Here is a 19,145-nt window from a genome sequence, read left to right as displayed (position 1 = left end):
CCATGACTCTCGCCCCCACCCGCCCGGCCGGTGCCCGACTCACCCGCGAACAGGCCACAGTCCTGGCCCGCTACGCCGGCGGGGACAGCGCCACCACGATCGCCGCCGCCACCGGGCTCGGCCTCGACGTCGTCGGCCAGATCCTCGACGAGCTGGCCGGCAACAACCGCGACCTGGCCCGCAAGCTCGTGCACGAGCACACTGAGTACGTTCAGAGCGTCGCCGCCGCCAAGGGCGGTGTCCCCGCACCCCGCCCGACCCCGGGGCCCGCTCCGACACCGGCACCGGTAGCGGCGGACCCGATCGCCAGGCTGCTCAAGCAGGCCGCCAGCAGCGGCGACCCCCGGATGCAGAAGACCGCTAGCAGGATCGCCGATCTGATCCGGCAGCTGCGGGCCGACATGGCCGAGCACGCCCGCCTGGCGGGCCTGCGCACCGAGATCGCCCAGCTCGAAGAGCGGATGGCCGAACTCAAGACGCAGCTGCGCACGAGCCGCACCGCCAGCCCAGCCGGCACCGACAGCACGTCGGCCTCCCGGACGCCGGCGGCCGCGGACCCGGGCGCCCAGTTCCGGGCGGCGGTGCGGACCTGGGCGCAGCAGGCCGGGGTGCCGTGCTCGGCCACCGGCCGGCTGTCCGCCGCGGTGCTCGACGCCTACCAGGCCGCGCACCCGGACACCAACCCGGCCGGCACAGACACGGAGGCGACCCGATGAGCACGATCGAACCCAGCACGACGGCCGCCGCCGTCACCGCCGCGGTGTACGTGGCCCTGCTCGCCGGGCACCATCTCGGCGACTACCCGATCCAGCGCGACAGCGACGCCCAGAGCAAGGGCATCCCCGCCGACGAGGTGATCGCCGCCGGGACGCCCTGGCACACCGGCTGGTCCAGCATCACCCGGCACGTGCTGTCCTATCTGGCCTGCCAGGCCGGCGCGCTGTGGCTGGTCTCCCTGGTCGCCCCGCTCACCCTGGCCGGGGTGTGGACCGCGCTGGTGGTCTCCGGCACCACCCACGCCGTCATCGACCGGCGCTGGATCGTGCAGGCGATCATCCGCGCCAAGGGCGGCTGCCAGCACTGGCCCGGAGCCGCCACCTGCATCGATCAAGCTCTGCACCACGTCATGATCTTGGTCGCGGCGGTCGGGGCCGCCCGGATCACCACCCTGGCCGGTGCCGTCTACGAGACCGCGATCGGCGCCGCCGGGATCGGCGCGGCGCTGCTCTGGGAACACCGGCACGCCCGGCGTGTGCAGGCCCGCCAGCTGGCCGCGACCAGCCGCCGTGACCGGTGAGTAGGAGGGAACCCGTCATGCAGTACGCGAACCTGCTCACCGTGGTTGAGCACGACGACACCGTCCACCAGTACGCCGACGTGCGGTACGCCCACACCCGGGCCGGGCTGGACATCCTGACCGCCGACGGCGACCGGCTGTCCGTCAACGCCTTCCACATCCTGCACGTCTATGCCCACGTCCACGCCGCGCGGCACGGCGGCGAGCAGGCGATGGTGCCCGACCCGGGCGAGCCGGCCGCCGACGACCGGGACATCCTGGCCGCCTACGAATGCCCGGCCGGCGGGCTGTGCGACTGCCGCCACCAGCACGAGCCGAGCGGGCGGGGCCGCTGGCCGCGCTGCCCGCGGTGCGGCTGCAGCTGCCCGCTACCCAATCCGGACGACGCCCTGGGCAACCCGGACGCCTGCCCGTGCTGCCACTACAGCAGCCCGGCATGACCGCGTACCACTTCGTCGAGGCGGCCGGCCCGGACCTGATCCGGGCCGGCCTCCACGACGCGATCGCCACCACCACTGAGCAGGCCGGCCACATCACCGCGCTGGCCGGGCCACTCGCCGAGGCCAGCGACTTCTACGCCGGCCTGCAGATGGCCACCAGCACCATCGACTGCCTGCGAGAGGCCAGCACCGCGCTGACCATCGCACAGCAGTGTCTCGACACCGCCGCAGAACACCTGCACGCTGCTCTGAACGACTTCAACGCTCGTGACGGCCGCGTCGCCGACGCGGTCGCCGAGACCGGCAACCTCATGATCCCCGGCGAAGGCCCCACCCATCAGCACAGCACCGGCCATACCCACGCCGTCGCCGGGCCGGCGGCTTCCCTGCAGCAGGAGAGGAACGTGTCCGACTCAAACAGCGGGGCGCTGCCCGACGCCGCTGGACTCACCGGCTCGGAGCACTGGCACGGCTCCGACGTCGTCACCGCCGAGGCCGGCGACGGCACGGTGTGGCTAGGACTGTGCAAATACCCGGACAGCGACGCGTACGTCGTCGTGGCGACCAACCCGCCCGGCAAGTCGTGGGAGCCGGACAGCGACGGCAACCGCATCGACCCCGCGCTGAGCAAGGACGAGGCCGCCACGTTCGCCGATACCCTCGACGAGCTGGCCGACCTCGCCGAGTCCGGCACCCCGACGACGCCCCCCACACGGCTGGAGAAGCTGGCCGCGCGGATGCGCGACCTGATCGGCGCTACCGGGGTGACGATCGCCGGGGATGAGGGCGAGATCCAGGTCTCCGCCGCGGACATGCGCACGATCCTGGACGCCGCCGTACCGGAGCCCGCGGTGGCCACCCGCCGCAGAGTTGACGCCAAGAACTGCGCGAGGGACAACATGGACACCGGCGCCGTGTGGGCGCAGCTGGACACCAGCGCCGCCGAGCCCGTAGTCGCGGTCACCAGCACCGAGGGCGAGCCGCCGGAGGACTACCCCGAGGGATACACCACCACCCGGCTGTCGCCGGCCGAGGCCAGGCAGATCGCCGCGAAGGTGCGCCGGTTCGCCGCGACCGACCCGCAGGCAGCAGCACCTCAGCACGCGACCACGGCGGGCCAGGAAGCCTCCACGCCCACGACCGAGGACACCGTGCAACAGGTACGTCAGGCGTACGAGCGCCTCGCCGATCGGCCCGGCGGCTACGTGGCGCTCACCGACCTCCGCAACGCGGTGCCGACCAAGGACCGCGAGCGCGTCGACCAGGCGCTGCGGCAGCTGATGGAGACCGACGCCGTTCTGGAGCCTGAGGCGTTCGGGTTCCGGGTCGGCGCCGCCGAGCAGCAGGCCGCCATCCACATCGGCGGCGAGGACCGCCACCACCTGGCCATCCGGACGCCCGCCGTATCGTCTCCCGCCGCTGCCGTGCAGGCCCGCCGGATCACCAGCCCGCGCGGCCAGGTGTACGAGTACGACCCGGGCACCGGGGCCACGGCGGTGATCGAGCCGGACGGGTGGCGCGCGGTCGTCCCGGCCCGCTCGGCGAGCGGCGCCGCGGCCCAGTTGCTGTACTGGCAGGCACAGATCCAGGACGGCCGCGGCGAGGACGCCGCCGAGCCGGCCGCCCGGGACCTGCTGAAGCATCTGTCGGCCGCCGAGCTGCGGGAGGTCGCCGTGGAGATCGGCGCGCCGGACCGCGGTGCCCGGACCCGGCCGCAGCTGATCAACGTCATCGTCACGGCGGCGACCCGCCAGCGCTGACCGGCGATCTACCCCCGGGACAGCCCCCGGTCCTGACCACAGGGCCGGGGCTGTCTGCTATCCGGGAGCTGGTCACGGGCTGACCGGGGTCCCACGATGGTCGTCCCGGTCCCGGCTATCCGAGCGGCGTGGTCCCTGGCTGCGACGCGAGCAAGCCAGCAAGAAGGTGTCGCTGGGTAATGGCGCAAAGGGGCTTAGCTGATCTGATGGTGGCCGCCCGGGTGGAGGGCAAACGATCAGCGGAAGGCTGCAGAACAGACAGGCTAGCGGTGCGAATTTGGTAATTCGGGGAGTCCGGTCCCTTCACGCCGCCGTTAATCCACGATAGTGTCGCCGCCACTCGCTCCTTTGGCGGCTGGAGGAGGAAGGCCCCGCCCGGTCCTGGCCAGGTAGAGACGGGACCCTCCCCTTGGTGGTCCTGCTTGGCGGTTCAACCGTCAGGCAGGACCACAACCCGGCAGGCTGCCGAGAACTGCGGCGACTCCTCCGAGGACGGCAGCGATCGCATACAACCGAGCGTTGCTCGGCCAGCGCGGCCGCCACCTACGACGCGGAGCTGCCTCCTTCTCGTCATCGAGCACGGGTACCACCTCCTTCCCGGGGCCGGCTTGGCGATGGCCCCAGCTGGCGAGCATCGCTCGTCGTAGTAGCCGGCCACTGCCCGGTCCAGGATGTGTGGTGCTCGAAGACGGTACTGACAGAAGAGATGTCGTACAAGCCAATCCGCTGGTTTTTTCCGACGCCGCGGCGGCTAAGATCAAGATCACTGCCATTGAGCAGCAAAAACTGCCTCAGAACTCGTTGACCCATCGCACTGTCTTTCGGTAACTGCCCAATTACTCAAGGTAATTAGGCGCCGAGATGGCGATGTCGATCGGGCCGATCTTCGAGCCCGGCCACCCCATCGATCGAGTGCCCGCGACGCAGGTCAACTGACCAATACGTCGATCAACATCGATGATGGTGCTCTAACCGGCCCGTTGACAGCGACGCCCATCTATATCAGTAGAGATAGATGGAAGACTATGCATGCTGAAGGCTTAACGCTGACTCATGGTGACACCACAGAAAATGCTTCTAGCTTGACATTTCATGGGGTACACGGATTCCTGGAAATGTCGTAGACCCTAGGGTCACGCTTAAATAGCTACCCACCATCCCCGCGATCCGGGTCGCCCGGTCACAGGCTGAGCTCGGGGCCGTGGTCGATGGTGTGGTGGTGGTCGTAGTCGTAGCGACGCTCGGCGGCGGCCCGCCGGCCCGCGTCGACGGCGGCTTGCCGCTGGGCGCGGGCCTGCAGCTCGGCATCGTGGTTGCGGGCGTTGTCCTCCTGCCGGGCCGTCACCGGGTCCAGGCCGGCGCGGTAGCCGGCTTCGGCGCGCATCCCGGCCGCGCTGGCGGTGGCGCGCTCGGCCGCGGCCCGGTCCGCCTCGGCGTGCTGGCGGTAACGGGCGACGGTGCCGTAGTCACGGTCGGCCGCGCCGGCGAGACGCTGCTCCCAGTCGCGGGTCAGTTCGGCGAGCGCCTGGCGAGCGGGCGGGGACCGGTGGTAGCCGGGCGTGGGGTCGGCGGCTTCCCGGTCGGCCTGGTAGGCGGCCCGCTGGTGTTGATCGGCCTGCTCGGCCATGGCGCGAGCGTGTTCACGCTGCTGCTCGGCCTGCTCCTGCAGCTGCCGGCGGGGCGTGCCGGACAGCCGCAGCATCAGCCGGTTGCGGGTCGCTGCCTCCTGTTCCAGGCGGGTCGCTTCGCGGTACGCGGCGTAGACCTGCTGGCGCAGCTGCTGCTCGGTGGCGCGTTCACGGTCGGCGCGGTCCGCGGCCGCGGCTCGCTGCTGTAGCTGCTCGCGCTGCTCGTGCAGGGCCTGCACGGCCGGGCTGGTCCCGGTGGCGAGCTGCTCGGCGAGCTGCTCGGCCTGGCGGTCCCACTGCTCGGCGCGGGCAGCCCGCACGGTGGCGGTGCGCTCGGCCTCGCCGATCCGGGCGCCCAGCTGGGCGGTGGGCACCCGGCCGTGGGCACGCTGCCACCACGGCAGAGGCCCGGTGGCTCCGTCGGGTGTGAGCTGCTGCGGCCCGTCCTCGGCGCCGGTGCGCTGGCGCAGCGGCGGGAAGGCCTGCCGGGCGAGCTGGGCGGCGCGGCGGCCGCTCTCCTCGGCAGCGGCTTCCGGTTCGGTCACGGCCCGCTGCGCGGCGGCCCGGTCCGCGGCGACCCGGTCCGCCACGTTCCGCGCCGCGCGCTGCTGGGCGGCCTGCCGCTGGGTGGCCCGGGCCTGCTGCTGGGCGGTGATCTCCGCGCGGACGATCGCGAGCCCGTCGACGAGCTGGGCGCGGGTGTACCGGCCGGACGCCGGCTCGCCGGCGGCGATCGCCTGCAGCTCGGCCATCACCTCACGGCGGGTCTGATCGGCGGCGGCGGCCCGCTGCTCAGGGGTGAGCGGGATCCGCCGCAGCCGTTCCCGCAGCTCGTCGCGCGGGCTCATGCGGCGCACCTGGTCGTCGGTGAGGGCGGCGACGCGGGCGGCGAGCGCGTCGACGTCGCGCACCGGTTCCCGGGCCTGGCCGGCCGCGGCCGCCTGGTCGCCGCCGGCGATGTTCTCGCGCAGCCGCGCCACGCCCCGGTCCAGCTCGGCGAGGGTCTCGTGGAACCGGCGCCATCCCAGCGCCTCGGGGTCGGGCTGCGGGGCCTCACCGAGCTCGGTCAGCACCAGCCGGTCCGGCAGGTCGCGCTCGAGCGCGGCCGCGTACGCGTCGATCGCCCGCTGCCGGGCCTCGCCCTCGGTGCGCGGGGTGCCGAGCCGGGCCCGGTCTGCGTCCGTCTCCAGCGGATACAACGCGAGCCACAGGTCGACGCGGTGCCGATCGCGGCTCATGGCCGGGTAGAGCACGTGCGCGTCCATGCCGTTGCCGTAGACCAGCGTCCGGTCCGTGGTCAACCCTTGGGCTTTGGCGGCGGTGATCGCGTAGGCCAGCTGCACCCCGCCGTGCTCGACGTAGCCGGCGTCCACCCACGCGCGCACGGTCTCCGGACCGTCCGGGCCGTCGTCGCGGCGCTCGATCTGCACGCGGCCGCGCTCGTCGAGGGCGGTGACGACACCGCGCTGGCCGTTGAGCACGCCCAAGCTCCGGTCGTTGGTCCGGGTCATCACCACGTCCCCGACGGCGAGGGTCAGGGTGTCACCGTCGCCGAGCCGCCACGTGCGTTCCGGGCCGAGTTCGCCGGCGGCCGCGCGGGCCTGGCGGGCGTGCTCGTTGAGCGTGGTGACGTCGGCGTTGGTGTGCGCCAGCATCAGCAGCTTCTCGATCTGGTCGTGCGGGTCGGGCCAGGCCTGGCGCAGCTGGGCCCACTGCTCGGCCATCACGGTGTGCGCCTGCTGCGCGGTGGCGGTGACGTGCACCCGGTCGGTGGCCGACCAGCGTTGCAGGGCGGCGCGGCGCTGATCAGCCCGCCACGTCTCCAGGGCCGCGCGTTCGTCGACGTCGCTCTGCCGCCGGTTCTCCGTCAGCGACAACCCGCCGATGGCCTCGTGGACCGCGGCGAACGTGCCGCCCACCCCGACCGCCTTCATCTGCAGCGGGTCGCCGATCGCCACGATCTTCGTGCCGGTCCGGTACGCCTCGGTCGCCAGCGCGGCCATGTGCCGGTCGTCGACCATGGCGGCCTCGTCGACGACCAGGACGGCGACGTCTTCGAGGCCGGGGCCCTCGGCGATGCGACGCAGCCACGACGCGACCGTGCGCGATTCAATGTCGGCGCCGGCCTCCAAGTTCTTCGCGGCGACCGCCGCGGTGGCCGCGCCGGCGACGGTCAGACCCTCGGCCTCGTACGCCGTCCGAAGCGCGGACATGATCGTGGTCTTGCCCGCGCCGGCCACCCCGACCACGGTGTCGATGCCGTGCCCGGCTGTCGCCAGGCGGGTGATGACGGCCCGCTGCTCGGCGGACAGCTGGTGCCCGGCGCCGACCTCGTACAGCCCGATCGCCTGCTCGACGGTGTCGGCGGACAGCACCGCGACGTTGCCGGCGAACCGGTCCTCGGCGGCCGCCAGCACGGTGCGTTCCGCGTCGACGATGTCCGCCGACGTGTACCGGTCCGCGTTGGACAGGTGCCGCGGCCCGGACGCCGGCAACGGCACGGCGACCGGCTCGGCGAGCACGGAATCGGTGAGCTGCTCGGCCTCGGCCAGACCGGTGATCCCGCCGGGCTCGGCGTCCATCACCGCCGCCAGGACGTCGGCCCGGGTGGTGACCTTGCGGTGCGCGGTCAGCCCGTGCTCCGGCCGGAAGACGTGCGCGGCGACGTCGCCGACGGGCATCGGATCGGGCGCGGGACGGCCCGGTCCGGGCATCGTGGCGGCCGTCAGCCGGTCCGGGTCGACCTGCTGGGCGCGGGCCTGGTGGTGCCAGTCGGCGCGCAGATCCACGCTCGCGCCGAGCGCGAGTTTCGCCTCCCGCGACTTCGCGGCGGCCTGCTTCTGCTGCCCGGTCGTGGCCTGCTCCGGGTCAAGCCCATCGGCCTTCAGCTGCTCGACCACGCTCTTGGAGCGCTTGGAGAACGTCTGGCGCAGCTCGGCCGGGATGGCGGCGATCTCCCACGCGCCGGTGCGCTCATCGCGCGCCCACTCGATGCCCCACCGTTCGTGCGTCACCGCCCGCAACCGGGCCCGCACGTGAGCGGCCGCGGCGTTCGCGTGCCGGTGTATGTCACGGCCGCCGGCGCCGACGGTGTTCCACTTACCGTCGGTGCCGCGGACCAGGTTGAGGATCGTGACGTGCGCGTGCAGGTGCGGATCCGGGGCCGCGCCCGGCGTGGGCCGGGCGGTGCGGTGCACGGTCATCCAACCGAGCAGGCCGGTGCCCTCGACCCGCTGCGCGCGCCGGCCGTCGCCGTGGTGGCCCCGCATCGCGTAGCCGGCCCACCCCTGCATCGCGGTCACGGTCTCGCGGACCGCGTCCAGATACACGTCCTCCAACTGCCGGGCCAGCTCCGGCGGCGCCATCGCCGTCAGCACCGAGTACGACTTCGGGATGTCCAGGGTCAGGTCGTAGCCGCGGTTGCCGACCACCACCCGGGTGTTCTTGTACTGCCGCGCCGTGGCCAGCTCGCCCGCCTCGTACAGCTCGGCCAGGTCGATGTCCGTGGCCTTGGCGAGCTTGTCCAGATCACCGACCGGCGCGCGGTGCCCGACCGTGGCGCGCTGCGGCCCGCTGCCCGCAGCGCGCCCGGCATCGTCGCCCGCGGCGCGGGCCTCGGCGAGGGCGACACCGCGCTGCAGGCGCTCGTACCGGGCCACCAGGCGGGGCTTGCCGAGCAGCTGCGCGGGCGTCACCCCCGCGTTCGCGGCCGCCTTGCGGACCGCGTCAACGACCGGGCCGGCGTCGAGTTTCGCGTCCGGATGGATGGCCTTCTTCGGGGCCACGAGCAGCGTGCCGGTGACCGGCGCGCGGCCGTTGGCGAGCATCCGGGCGGCCTCGATCTCGGCCTCGCCGAGTTCCGTTCCGGGCTCGATGCCGACCTCGCGCAGGCCCTCACCGATCCACTCCAGCGGCCGGTCCGAGGCGTCGAGCCGGTACTGCACCTGGCTGTCGTCGGCGCTCAGCGAGCACCCGGCGTCGGCCTTGAGCCGGTAGTCGATCTGGGCCATGTCGGGGCCGATCACCGTCACTCCTGCCACCGGCCCCACCTCATAGATCATCCCGGTTTGTAGATCTTTGCGGGCATTCAAGATCACGGATCTAGTATCGAAGATACCGTGGTACTTCCATTGATTTTGATCTTGTGGGTTGTGGGCCTGGCTGAGGCCGGGCGGATGGCTACTCGACAGGCCCGTCAGGGCTGGAGGGCAGACAGACGACTCGGCCGGGACAGATCGGTGAGGCGTGCAGTCGAACGGGTTTGCGGCGGGCGCCTCGTAACGTGGCCGCATGGGGAATCGGTGGTGGATCGCCGTCCTGGCCGTCATCGCGTTGGTCGTGGCTGGCCTGCTGTACGTGGCGAGGCCGGCGCGGGCCGCGTCGTTCCGTCAGGCGTCTCAGAGATCGCGTGCTCAGCGGGACCGATGCCCTGTCTGTAGACGCCTCGTGGCCCTCACCGCCGACGGGAGAGTTCCGCGGCACAACGGCACGATCCGTGCCTACGCCCCGCCCGAGGAGTGCCCAGGGAGCGGACGCCACGAGAACGTATAAGTGCCACCCTCTGGGGCCGACCAACTGACAGCCTGCAGTTGAGCGACAGGTTCGCGTCCTGAGCAACGACAAGTTCGCGTCCGACATGACGACAGGATCGTGTCCGTTAGCCGAACCCTCAACGGACACACCGCGACCCGGATCGCAGCGCCGATGCCAGTTGGCATTGCCCGAGGTCTTGTGCACGAAGCGGGGCAGGCCCATGCGTCTCACATAGCCCGTTCGCTGATCGTCTCAAATGTCGGTGGCTATCCGTACGCTCCCGACGTGACCGCGACCCGCATCGGCTACGCCCGCTGCTCCACCGACAAACAGGACCTCGCCGTCCAACGCGCCGCACTCCTCGACCTCGACGTGGCCGAGGACCGCATCTACCTCGACCACGGATTGACCGGCACCACCCGCGCCCGGCCCGGCCTCGACCAGGCCCTCGCCGCCGTCCGCGCCGGCGACACCCTCGTCGTGCCGAAGCTGGACCGCCTTGCCCGCTCCGTCCCCGACGCCCGGGCCATCGGCGACTCCCTCGTCGCGCGCAACGTCCGTCTCCAACTCGGCACGATGATCTACGACCCGGCGGACCCGCTCGGCAAGATGTTCTTCAACATCCTTGCCACCTTCGCCGAGTTCGAGGTCGACCTACTGCGGCTGCGCACCCGCGAAGGCATGGCCATCGCTCGGGCTAAGGGCAAGCTCAAAGGCCGCGCGCCGAAACTGTCCCCACCTCGGCAGGCGCACCTGGGCAAGCTGCATGCCGCTGGCGAGCACAGCATCGCCGATCTGGCTGAACTGTTCGAGGTTTCCCGTGCCACCGTGTACCGGGTCCTGGAACGCATCGAAGTCGGTGCCCGATGACCTCTTCGCCGAAGCCGCCCCCGACCGCGACGGGCCGAATCACCCATGTCACCCGCCGTCGCCTGATCGAGGGGTTCGCAGAGATGCCGACGGCGCACTGGAGCGGCGACCTCGACGAGGTGGACTTCCTGGCCCGGCTCTATCCGCTGGAGGAGATGCCGAGCACCGATTCGCGGCGGGAGTACGGCACTGCGGCCGCCGACATCTGGCAGCACCGCGTGAACAATCCGTCCGACTGGCCCGACAACTGGATCTTCACTGACGAGCGGTTCGGCCTGGCCGACAACGACGAGGCGCTGCTGGCCTTCCTCGTCGAGATGCTGCACCCCGAGGTACGCACTCACCTTGCCGAAGTCGAGCAGCTTCGGGACTTCCTCAACAGCGTGCTGGTCCACGACGGCTACGAGATCGTCCAAGTCGACGCCATCAGCGGCGCTCCGATCTTCGACTACCGGCTCATCGGATCCGGTGTACGCGGCTCCATGAAAAACCTGATCTTCGCTGCGGTCGGGCACAAGCCGGAGATCGTGCTCGACGACGCCCTCAACAACGACCTACGGATCGTCCGCAACGCGGAGAACTGCCTGGTCTACGATCGAACGCTCGGTTCGCGCGGGTTGACCTGGGCCGACCTGACCGACTGGTGGGCCGAACAGCAAGGCACGGCCGGCGCACCCACACGCGAGCTCTTCCTAAGCCTGTGCCAGCGACTCGACCGGTCTCTCGCCAACGACGCCGAACGACGAATCATGCGCACCTACATCGACCGATCGCTGCGCCTCGGGCCGACCATTCCGGCGCTGATCCCGCAGGTCTACCTGCACTACGACCCCCGCACCGCGAGTCAACGCCGCACGCCCGGGCCCCTTCCACGCCAGCGCATGGACTTCCTGCTGCTCCTGCCGGGCCGGGCCCGCGTCGTCATCGAGTGCGACGGCAAGCAGCACTACGCCGACGACAACGGCCACGCCGACCCGCGCCGGTACGCCGAGATGGTGGCCGAAGACCGCGAGCTACGCCTGAAGGGCTACGAGGTGTACCGGTTCGGCGGAGCCGAACTCACCAACGACCGGGCCGCCGAGCGCCTGCTCAGCGCCTTCTTTGACCGCCTGGACCAACGCCATAAGAGCTGATTACCGCAGGCGCGTCCGGGGGCGGTGTACCGGGGCGCCGCAAAGACGGGCTGCCGCTACATGTCATGCATCCCATTAGCTGTTCCCGGAGAGCCCGACGGGTTGCCTCCCACCGCCGGCCGCGGGCACGCTGAACTGCATGCCCGACACCGGCTCCGCCCTGCCCTCCAGCGCCCCTTTCGGCAGATGGACCGCCAGCAGCCCGTATTTCGGCACCCCGGATCCGAGCCCGGAGACCGACGACGGCATATTCGCCGGGCTCGGCCTGCGGTTCAGCCCGGACACGATCGCTGCGGCCGTCACCGAACTATCCGCCCGCGGCGGCACCGAGCGGTACGGCATGGCCGAACTGATCCTGCAGGACGCGTTCACCGCCGACGACGTCGCGGCCGCGTTCAGCCAGACCGGCGCCGGCAAACTGGACGGATTCCTGCGCGCCCTGCCGCACCAGGTGACGCACTCCCCGCGGCGGTGGCCCGTCGACGTCGGATCCGGGCATGTGCCCGTACGCCGCCTCGACGAAGCGGCGACCCGGCGCACCCTGGCCGACATCCTCACCTGGCTGCACGAGCGCTGCTACTTCGCCCGTGAGCTCGATTACCCGTGCGTCGACGCCCGCGACGACGAGGTACGCGACCTCGGCGACGTCATCGCCGCCCGCCTCGGCCTGCCCGAGGTCACCGGCGTCCACGACCTGATCGGCACCGCCGACGTGGGCCGGCTCGCCGACATCATCGCAGTCGCCCGCGAGTACATCGCCGTCCCACCCGAACGGCACTACCACAACTACGCTGGGTGCGGCTGGCACCCCGGCACCGGCACCTGGTCCGCCGGGCTCGGCAGGCGCATCCTCGACGACCTGGTCGGCTGCGTCGCCGCGAACAGTGACCTCGGCGCGCTGCTGCTCGCCGGACGGCACCTCGGCGACGCGGCCGCCGCTGCGGCCCCGCAGGATCCGCTGCGGCGCACCAGCGGTGCCGCGTACGCGCCCGCCGAGGCGTTCCTGCCGCACGGCTCGATCCTGACCGTCACTCGGCTGGTAACTCGGCTGGCTGCCGGACGGCACCTGGACGCGGCCGCCGCGATCCTGCGCGCGCACCGCGTTCACGTCGAAACCGCCGGGGAGAACATCCGCCCAACATTCACCCTCACCATCGAGATCTTCGACGCCGACCGGGACCGGCTGCGCCGTCACGAGACCCTGCTGACCCGCACTCTCGGCCAGCTGACCGCAATGCCGTGGACGATCCGGTACACCCGCCCGCCGGAGCTCCGGCGCCCGGCTGGAACGAACACCCTGGAGCCGGCCGCGGTTGCCGCCGTCCTCGAACGGGCCGGTCGGGGCCGGGAAGCCGACACGGCGCTGCAAACTACGTTCCGGTTCCGTCCCCAGCCCGGTGTTCCCACCGGCACGCACCTGATCGCCGTCCTCGACGATCCGGACAGCGAGGACGCGCTGCTGCTCGAGGACGCGATCTGGCGGCACTTCGCTGGTTTGCGCGCGATCCGGGCCGCTGGCGGCCGTGAACAGCACCTTGTTGACGCGTTGCGCCCGCCCGGGCTGCGCGGCACCCCGCCGCCACGGCCCCGCGTGTGCGTGATCACGTCCCGGGGGCATGTCGGCACCGACATCGCGCCGAAACTCGACGGCGGGGTTCTCGACGTGCAGTACCGCACGTTCGCCGCGAACGCGGCCGGCGCCGCCGACGAACTCGCCGCCGTCCTGCGCGCCCTCGCCGGTGATCCCGGACTGGACGGGGTGCTGATCGCCCGCGGCGGCGGAGACCGCACCGACCTAGGCCGGCTCGTCACCACAGCAGTGCGTACCGCCGTCGACGGGCTCCGGCAGGCTGGTAAAACCGTCGTGCTCGCGGTCGGGCACGGCACGTTCATCGCCGGGCTGCCCGCCGACTTCGAGGCGATCACCCCAGCGGACGCGGCACACGCGATCCGGGCGATCCTCGTCGACCACCCGGCCGCCCGGCGGATGGCGGCCGCGGAAACGCAGGAACGGATCGCCGAGCTGCCCCTCGACGACAAGTGGCCGGACGCAGCCGACCGGGAGACCAGTGCCCTACGGCAGCGTCTCGCCGCGATCGATCTCGGGCACGAAGCCGCCCTGACCCGGATGCGACAGCCACCCACCGCCGGCCGCTGACCGTCGCCCACCACAGCCCGGCAGCGTCGGGCCGACGCTGAAGCAGCGTTTTCGACGCGAGAGACTGCTCATGTCACGCCAAGATCATCGCTGACGTGACCATTCCGAACAAAAGACCCCGACTCCCGGGAACACAGCGGACACGATCTTGTCGCTGCGCAGGACATCAACCTGTCGCTCAACATTGCGAGCAGGAGGCAATCAGCGGGCAGTGTTGAGCGACAGGTTGATGTCACTGGTCGGACGCGCTGAGGCGCTCGGCGCTGATGGGCGGCGCTACTGGTAGCGCTGCTGCGGATCAACGACCACTGGTGGTGGTGGAACGACGCGGCCGGCGCCGCGGTGCCGATGCCGGACCGACAGCCCTGGCTCGGCACCGGCCCCTCCCGCGGCCGCGCCGAACCGGGCTGACCTGGACGCAGGGTCAGGGCCCACACCGGCAATCGCCGCTCGATCAGACCTGGCTCGGCGGACCTGGGACTGTCGCGGTGACCTGCTACTCCCCTCGATGCGCAGTCGCCGAAAAGTCGGCGTAGCCATGCCTTGCGCGGTCGCGGGGGCGGAGGTGTGACCTCTAGGAATTTCGCGTCGTCGCGGAGGGGACCGGCGGGCCTGACTTGCCCCCCGCAGGGCCGCTCCGACCGGGGTGAGCCAGCGCTCAACGGTCCTCACACAGGGCATCTGTGCTGCTCAGTCGGCCGCTGAGGAGTGCGGAAGTTAGTCAGCTGGTTGAAATCCCGCCAGCTTTGACGCAAACTTCAACGCGTTCGGGTCTTCAGATTCGAATGCAAAATGGAAACGGGATCCCGTGCTGGTAACACGGAACCCCGTCTCCGCTCGCAGAGTCGCGACGCGTCAGCCGATCACCCAATCAACGACCGCGCCGCCGACCCTTCCCACGAGCCCGATCAGGTGATGCATACGCTCACTGATCGGGTTTTCGTGCTTCGAGGCGAGATCCGCTGCCCTCAGGCACAGATCTGCGCTCCTCAGCACGATGCCGGCCCCCTCTGTAGTGACACGGGCCCGGCGGGTGGTCCGGCGGTGCCGCCCCACCCCCTTCTTCAGGCGGTCGGGCTGCTCCCTAGGACCAATCGGATCTGGCATGCACATCTCCTTCTTCAGGGACCGCCGGCCGGCTGGCCGGACTCGATCGGTATCCCGTGCGGGAATCCCGACCTGCTCGATCCGCGGCGTGCCGCGGGTGGGGCCCGTGAAAAAGGAGGTATGCAGTTGTGTGATCCGGTGGTGCAAAGACTATGGTGGAGCTGGTCGTACGACGGACTCACCGAAGCGAACCCGCTGATGCGTCACCACCCAGGGCCGAAACCCCTACATATGGTGGTCTCACGTCGCAGTAGCTACTAGATGTTGTGGTTACGGTATGACGGCGTCGCCTCCGGCACAAGCTCACCCCGCCGGTCGCGGGCCTTTTTTTATGCGCTGAGCAGCTTCGGTAATCGGCCGATTACCGACGGTTCCCCGAAGGCGCTTTCGCGTTGCCGTCTGACTATAGAAGACGCCGATCGGCTCCAACTCCGTCGTCGCGGCATAGGCAAAACCATTCGTCCGTTTAGGGACGCTTATGTACGCATTATTTAAGTGCCGAATAGACACTCGCAGTGGACTACATGTGACTATTTGAACGCGTCGCCTGTGACGTCCGTCTCGGTCGGCTCCCTCCACATGCGAGCCCTCGCACGGCGTGATCATCCGCAGACCGCGCCGATCGGCGTGCCGATCTGCCCGCACTGCCGGCACCTCGCCAGCACGGTGCGCGTCGACCGGGGACGGGAAGCTGAACGGGTTCGCCGAGCCCGCGCCGACACACTGCGGCGCTCCGGAACGGCACCGGCTCACCGGCGGCACCGTGCAGCTCGGCTGGCGGGCGTGCTCGTGCCCGCCCACCGCCGGCGGGCCCGGCGGGCACCGACAGTGGCGCTGCGCGGCCTGCGCGAAGCTGGGCCGCCCGAGTCAGCAGATCTGGCCGCCATGCGAGCAGGACAGCGTCTGACGCTGCTCTGGGGGAGAGAGTGTCCCTCCCGTTGGGAGGGTGTCGCAGTCGCGGCCGCCTTCGGCCCGGATCTGACAAACCCCGCTCTACCTGCACTGTCAGACCCGGCGTGGCTCCCGGGCCGGGTGATCGCCGAGCTCGGCTGGTGAAGCGGCGGTGAAGACCCCATGGAAGACGCGACCGCTGCAGCGAATCAGATGGTGGCTCTGTCACCGGTCTGTGCTGGCGGACAACGCGCTGACCTGCGCTGTCAGTCTGACAGTGCAGGTCAGCGCCGGTTCTGTCGATCTCGTCCGGCGCTACCGGTAGCGGCTGGTAGCGCCACCGTCAACGCCGGCGTGCCGCTGCTGATGGGCGGTGGCCGGGCATGGAACGTGTCGGGTGCCCTCCCCGTGACCCGGAATCTCTGGTGTTATAGAACATGGAATGTAGGAAGCCGTGCCCGAGGAAGGACCCGATCCAGGTGCCCGACAACGCCTCTGCCTCCCCGCCCTATCTGAGGATTGTGACGACGTACCGCGAGAAGATCGATGCTGGCGAGCTGAAGCCGGGTGATCATCTGCCGTCGGTGCGGGAACTGGCCGCCGGCTCCGGGATCTCGCACGCCACGGCGGCCAAGGTGATCGGCGTGCTCAAGGCCGAGGGCTACGTGATCACCAGCACCGGCGCGACCGGCGGCACCGTGGTCGCGGCGCGGGCGCAGACCCCGGCCGACTACGTGCGCACCATCCAGAGCACGGGGAAGATCTACTCGCGCGGTAACTACGCCCGGATCATCTCCGCCGGCCTGGTTCCGGCGCCGGAGGTTGCCGCGGCCGCGCTGGGTGTCGAGCCGGGGGAGCCGATCGTGGCGCGCAGCCGGGTCACCTACAGCAGCGAGGACGTGCCGCTGTCGGCCAGCGTCAGCTACCTCGCCGGCAGCCTCGCCGAGAGCTGCCCGAAGCTGCTGGTCGCCGAGCGGATCCTCAACGGCACGCCCGGCTACGTCGCCGAGCAGACGGGCCGGCAGCTCGGTGGCACCAAGGAGCAGGTGACCGCCGACGCGGCCACCGCGGCGCAGTCGGCCGACCTGGCCATCCCGGCCGGGTCGCCGGTCATGCTGGGCCGTAACTGGATCTACGACACCAGCGGTGAGGTCATCGAGTACGGCGAGTCCTGCTCGGTGCCGGGCCGTTGGCTGACCTACCAGACCCGTCTTTGAGCGCAGCCAGCAGCATGCTGAAAGGGGCCCGCCGGCATCTACCGGCGGGCCCCTTCTGGTTGTCTTGTCCCGGGGCGGCTACGCCCCGGCCTGTGCCGTGTCGTGGTGCAGGACCAGGTCGCGGTAGGGAAGCCGGACCACCGGGCAGCTGTCCAGGCCCAGCTGCTGCTCGACCTGACCCAGCAGCGACGCGGCCGCGGCCGCGTCGGTGGCCATCACCTCGGTCTCGGCGAACGCGCCGACGCCGACGACGTGGTCGACGACGACGGTGACCTCGTCACGCTCGGGATGCCGGAACGTCTCACGGGCCTTCTCCACCCGGCACAGCCGCACCATGCCCAGCACATCGAGCAGCATGCTGGCGGCGCCGGCCTGCTCGGGGCCGGCGAGCAGCACGTTGGTCTCCGGTTTGGCGATGACGTCCGTCGCCGAGTGCGTGGCCGATGTCGACGCCGGCTTGTACGTGACCTCCGCGAAGCCGTCACGCCGGCGAACCCGCAGGCACTCGACGGTGGCCAGGAAGTCGACGTCGGGCCGGCTGTAGTAGGTGTCGACCTCGACGCTGGAGCCCGCCGGCCGGTAGTCGGCGGCGGCCAACCGGGCCTTGAGCTGCGTGACATCGTCGAGTGCCCGCTTGCGTTCCACCTCGATGAGGTTCAACTGTTGTCTCCCTTGGTGATCGCCCGATACATGCGAGCCAGGCTCGGTTTGCCGCACCGCGCGGCCAGCGCGTCCAGCGCCGCCCGCATCCCGGCCACGTCAGCGCGCGGCACGTTGGCGAACAGCACCAGCTGCTTGGCGTCGCGCAGCGGGTTGGGCAGCTGTTTGAGGAACCGGTTGTAGTAGTGCCGGTTCACCCGGTCGATGTCGCCGGCCTGCACGGGCAGCAACACCGTATCGGTGCCGGCCGCGGCCGAGTGCTCCACGAACGCGGTGAGCAGCTGGTCGAGGGTCAGGTAGGCGTAGGTTTCCCGGCCCTCCCGCAGCAGCCAGGTCTCCCACACCTGCCGGCAGGTGCTGTCACCGGACTCAACGGCGTTCAGGAACGCCAGCAACGCCACGTCGGTCACCATGTCGAAGATGTCGCTGTCGATCGTGCGGTGCCCGGCGTAGGGCTCGCTCATCGCCGGCAGCATCATCCGGTGCGGCCGGGGCAACCACGCCGCGTCCGCGTCCAGCCGGAAGTGCACGCGTTTGTGGCCGCCGCGGAAGTCGATCCAGTCGGCGGCCAGGTCACCGTCGAGTTCGGGGACGACGCCCAGCGCCCCGGAACGCCACACGTGGTCGCGGAAGGTGATGAAGTGCCGCTGGATCTCGCGGAACAACCCGATCGGCGCGCTGATCACCGCGCTGGTGTCCGGGTCCAGCGCGGCCACGTCCACGATCCGTGAGTTCTGCCGGGCCACCAGCTCGTCCTCGGCGTGGTGGTACGGGTGGGTGCCCTCGGCCAGGTACTGCGGGGTGAACAACCGCAGAAACAGCAGCCAGGCCCGGGAGTGGTACGACTGGGTGACACGCTCGTGCAGCGTGGGACCGTCGACGGCGTACACGTCGCGGTAGGCGAAGCAGCCGCCCGGGGCCAGCACCCGCGGCAGCGTCCGGATCATCGTGTGCAGGCCGCTGTAGCCGCCGCCGTAGGAGTACACCTCGTGCATCAGCGCGGACGCCGAGATGACGTCGACCGGCTCGGGCAGCAACGCCGCGATGTCCTGCGCGAACCCGTGCCGCAGCTCGCAGTCCCCGACCCGGGCGAACTGCTGCATCGCGGCCTGCAGCGAGCGCGAGACCACGCCCGGCGCCTCGATCAGCGTCAGCCGCACGCCCCGCGCCGGCGCGGTATCCCCGCCGAGCTGAGCGGCCAGATAGGCGACCGCCGCCCCACCACCGGGCCCGACCTCCACCACGCGCGGCCCGGCATGCGGCACCCGCCGCAGCGCCCGCAGCATCAGCAGGCCCTTCTCCTCGCCCCGCCCGTTGGCGGCCACATCCAGATAGCCGGCGTCGGACTTGTGCTCCTGGGCGAAGTTGCGCAGCCCCGCCGCCGGCCCGGTAGCGACGGCGGCTTTCTCCTCAAGAAGGTGCATTCCGGCACTCCCTTGGTCAAGTTGATG

12 protein-coding genes are annotated in these 19,145 nt (G+C 70.9%); 8 read left to right on the top strand and 4 right to left on the bottom strand.

Translation table 11 applies throughout. The features are described 5' to 3' along the window. Window positions 1-2 precede the first annotated feature (2 nt). From Asi03nite_RS31825 to Asi03nite_RS31810, 4 genes are read left to right on the top strand one after another with little or no spacing between them, the layout of a single operon-like run. Window positions 3-716, top strand: coding sequence for an Lsr2 family DNA-binding protein (locus Asi03nite_RS31825; protein WP_203684211.1), 714 nt, complete (start codon window positions 3-5; stop codon window positions 714-716). After that, complete coding sequence (locus Asi03nite_RS31820) at window positions 713-1,297, top strand: DUF3307 domain-containing protein (protein WP_203684210.1); 585 nt, start codon at window positions 713-715, stop codon at window positions 1,295-1,297. Before Asi03nite_RS31825 ends, Asi03nite_RS31820 begins: the two co-directional genes overlap by 4 nt. Before the next feature lie 17 nt (window positions 1,298-1,314). After that, on the top strand, window positions 1,315-1,737 hold the full coding sequence (locus Asi03nite_RS31815) for a hypothetical protein (RefSeq protein ID WP_203684209.1): 423 nt from the start codon (window positions 1,315-1,317) through the stop codon (window positions 1,735-1,737). Then, window positions 1,734-3,497, top strand: coding sequence for a hypothetical protein (locus Asi03nite_RS31810; protein ID WP_203684208.1), 1,764 nt, complete (start codon window positions 1,734-1,736; stop codon window positions 3,495-3,497). The genes Asi03nite_RS31815 and Asi03nite_RS31810 overlap by 4 nt, the downstream gene beginning before the upstream one ends. Window positions 3,498-4,677: 1,180 nt before the next feature. Here Asi03nite_RS31810 and mobF read toward each other — a convergent pair. Next, the gene (gene mobF, locus Asi03nite_RS31805) at window positions 4,678-9,165 is read right to left on the bottom strand and encodes a MobF family relaxase (protein ID WP_203684207.1); all 4,488 of its coding nucleotides are present in this window, start codon (window positions 9,163-9,165) and stop codon (window positions 4,678-4,680) included. A gap of 778 nt (window positions 9,166-9,943) precedes the next feature. Here mobF and Asi03nite_RS31800 point away from each other — a divergent pair. From Asi03nite_RS31800 to Asi03nite_RS31790, 3 genes are all read left to right on the top strand, one after another. Further along, window positions 9,944-10,528: a recombinase family protein gene (locus tag Asi03nite_RS31800; RefSeq protein WP_203684206.1), complete on the top strand. Its 585-nt coding sequence runs from the start codon at window positions 9,944-9,946 to the stop codon at window positions 10,526-10,528. Then, complete coding sequence (locus Asi03nite_RS31795) at window positions 10,525-11,661, top strand: AbiJ-related protein (protein WP_203684205.1); 1,137 nt, start codon at window positions 10,525-10,527, stop codon at window positions 11,659-11,661. Before Asi03nite_RS31800 ends, Asi03nite_RS31795 begins: the two co-directional genes overlap by 4 nt. Before the next feature lie 139 nt (window positions 11,662-11,800). Next, window positions 11,801-13,819, top strand: a complete 2,019-nt coding sequence (locus tag Asi03nite_RS31790; RefSeq protein ID WP_203684204.1) for a hypothetical protein — start codon at window positions 11,801-11,803, stop codon at window positions 13,817-13,819. A gap of 855 nt (window positions 13,820-14,674) precedes the next feature. On the opposite strand, the gene Asi03nite_RS31785 is transcribed toward Asi03nite_RS31790, so the two are convergent. Then, on the bottom strand, window positions 14,675-14,926 hold the full coding sequence (locus tag Asi03nite_RS31785) for a hypothetical protein (protein ID WP_203684203.1): 252 nt from the start codon (window positions 14,924-14,926) through the stop codon (window positions 14,675-14,677). Window positions 14,927-16,296: 1,370 nt separating this feature from the next. Here Asi03nite_RS31785 and Asi03nite_RS31780 point away from each other — a divergent pair. Continuing rightward, entirely contained in the window at window positions 16,297-17,034 is a 738-nt protein-coding gene (locus Asi03nite_RS31780; protein WP_203684202.1) for a GntR family transcriptional regulator, read from the top strand. Between the two features lie 78 nt (window positions 17,035-17,112). Here the strand turns inward: Asi03nite_RS31780 and Asi03nite_RS31775 are convergent, their stop codons facing one another. Together Asi03nite_RS31775 and Asi03nite_RS31770 are read right to left on the bottom strand one after the other, a co-directional pair. Continuing rightward, a complete protein-coding gene (locus Asi03nite_RS31775; RefSeq protein WP_203684201.1) occupies window positions 17,113-17,694 on the bottom strand; it encodes a class IV adenylate cyclase in 582 nt (193 codons plus the stop codon). After that, on the bottom strand, window positions 17,691-19,118 hold the full coding sequence (locus tag Asi03nite_RS31770; RefSeq protein ID WP_203684200.1) for a class I SAM-dependent methyltransferase: 1,428 nt from the start codon (window positions 19,116-19,118) through the stop codon (window positions 17,691-17,693). The genes Asi03nite_RS31775 and Asi03nite_RS31770 overlap by 4 nt, the downstream gene beginning before the upstream one ends. Window positions 19,119-19,145 lie beyond the last annotated feature (27 nt).

The organism is Actinoplanes siamensis, from assembly GCF_016862395.1.
Classification (GTDB): Bacteria; Actinomycetota; Actinomycetes; order Mycobacteriales; family Micromonosporaceae; genus Actinoplanes; species Actinoplanes siamensis.
Note: the sequence above shows the minus strand (reverse complement) of the source record. Positions and strands in the feature narration are given on the sequence as shown.

Coding starts and splice junctions, on each gene's coding strand:
- Asi03nite_RS31770 (WP_203684200.1), bottom strand. CDS start 19,118: ATGCACCTTCTTGAGGAGAAAGCCGCCGTCGCTACCGGGCCGGCGGCG.
- Asi03nite_RS31820 (WP_203684210.1), top strand. CDS start 713: ATGAGCACGATCGAACCCAGCACGACGGCCGCCGCCGTCACCGCCGCG.
- Asi03nite_RS31795 (WP_203684205.1), top strand. CDS start 10,525: ATGACCTCTTCGCCGAAGCCGCCCCCGACCGCGACGGGCCGAATCACC.
- Asi03nite_RS31815 (WP_203684209.1), top strand. CDS start 1,315: ATGCAGTACGCGAACCTGCTCACCGTGGTTGAGCACGACGACACCGTC.
- Asi03nite_RS31790 (WP_203684204.1), top strand. CDS start 11,801: ATGCCCGACACCGGCTCCGCCCTGCCCTCCAGCGCCCCTTTCGGCAGA.
- Asi03nite_RS31785 (WP_203684203.1), bottom strand. CDS start 14,926: ATGCCAGATCCGATTGGTCCTAGGGAGCAGCCCGACCGCCTGAAGAAG.
- Asi03nite_RS31810 (WP_203684208.1), top strand. CDS start 1,734: ATGACCGCGTACCACTTCGTCGAGGCGGCCGGCCCGGACCTGATCCGG.
- Asi03nite_RS31825 (WP_203684211.1), top strand. CDS start 3: ATGACTCTCGCCCCCACCCGCCCGGCCGGTGCCCGACTCACCCGCGAA.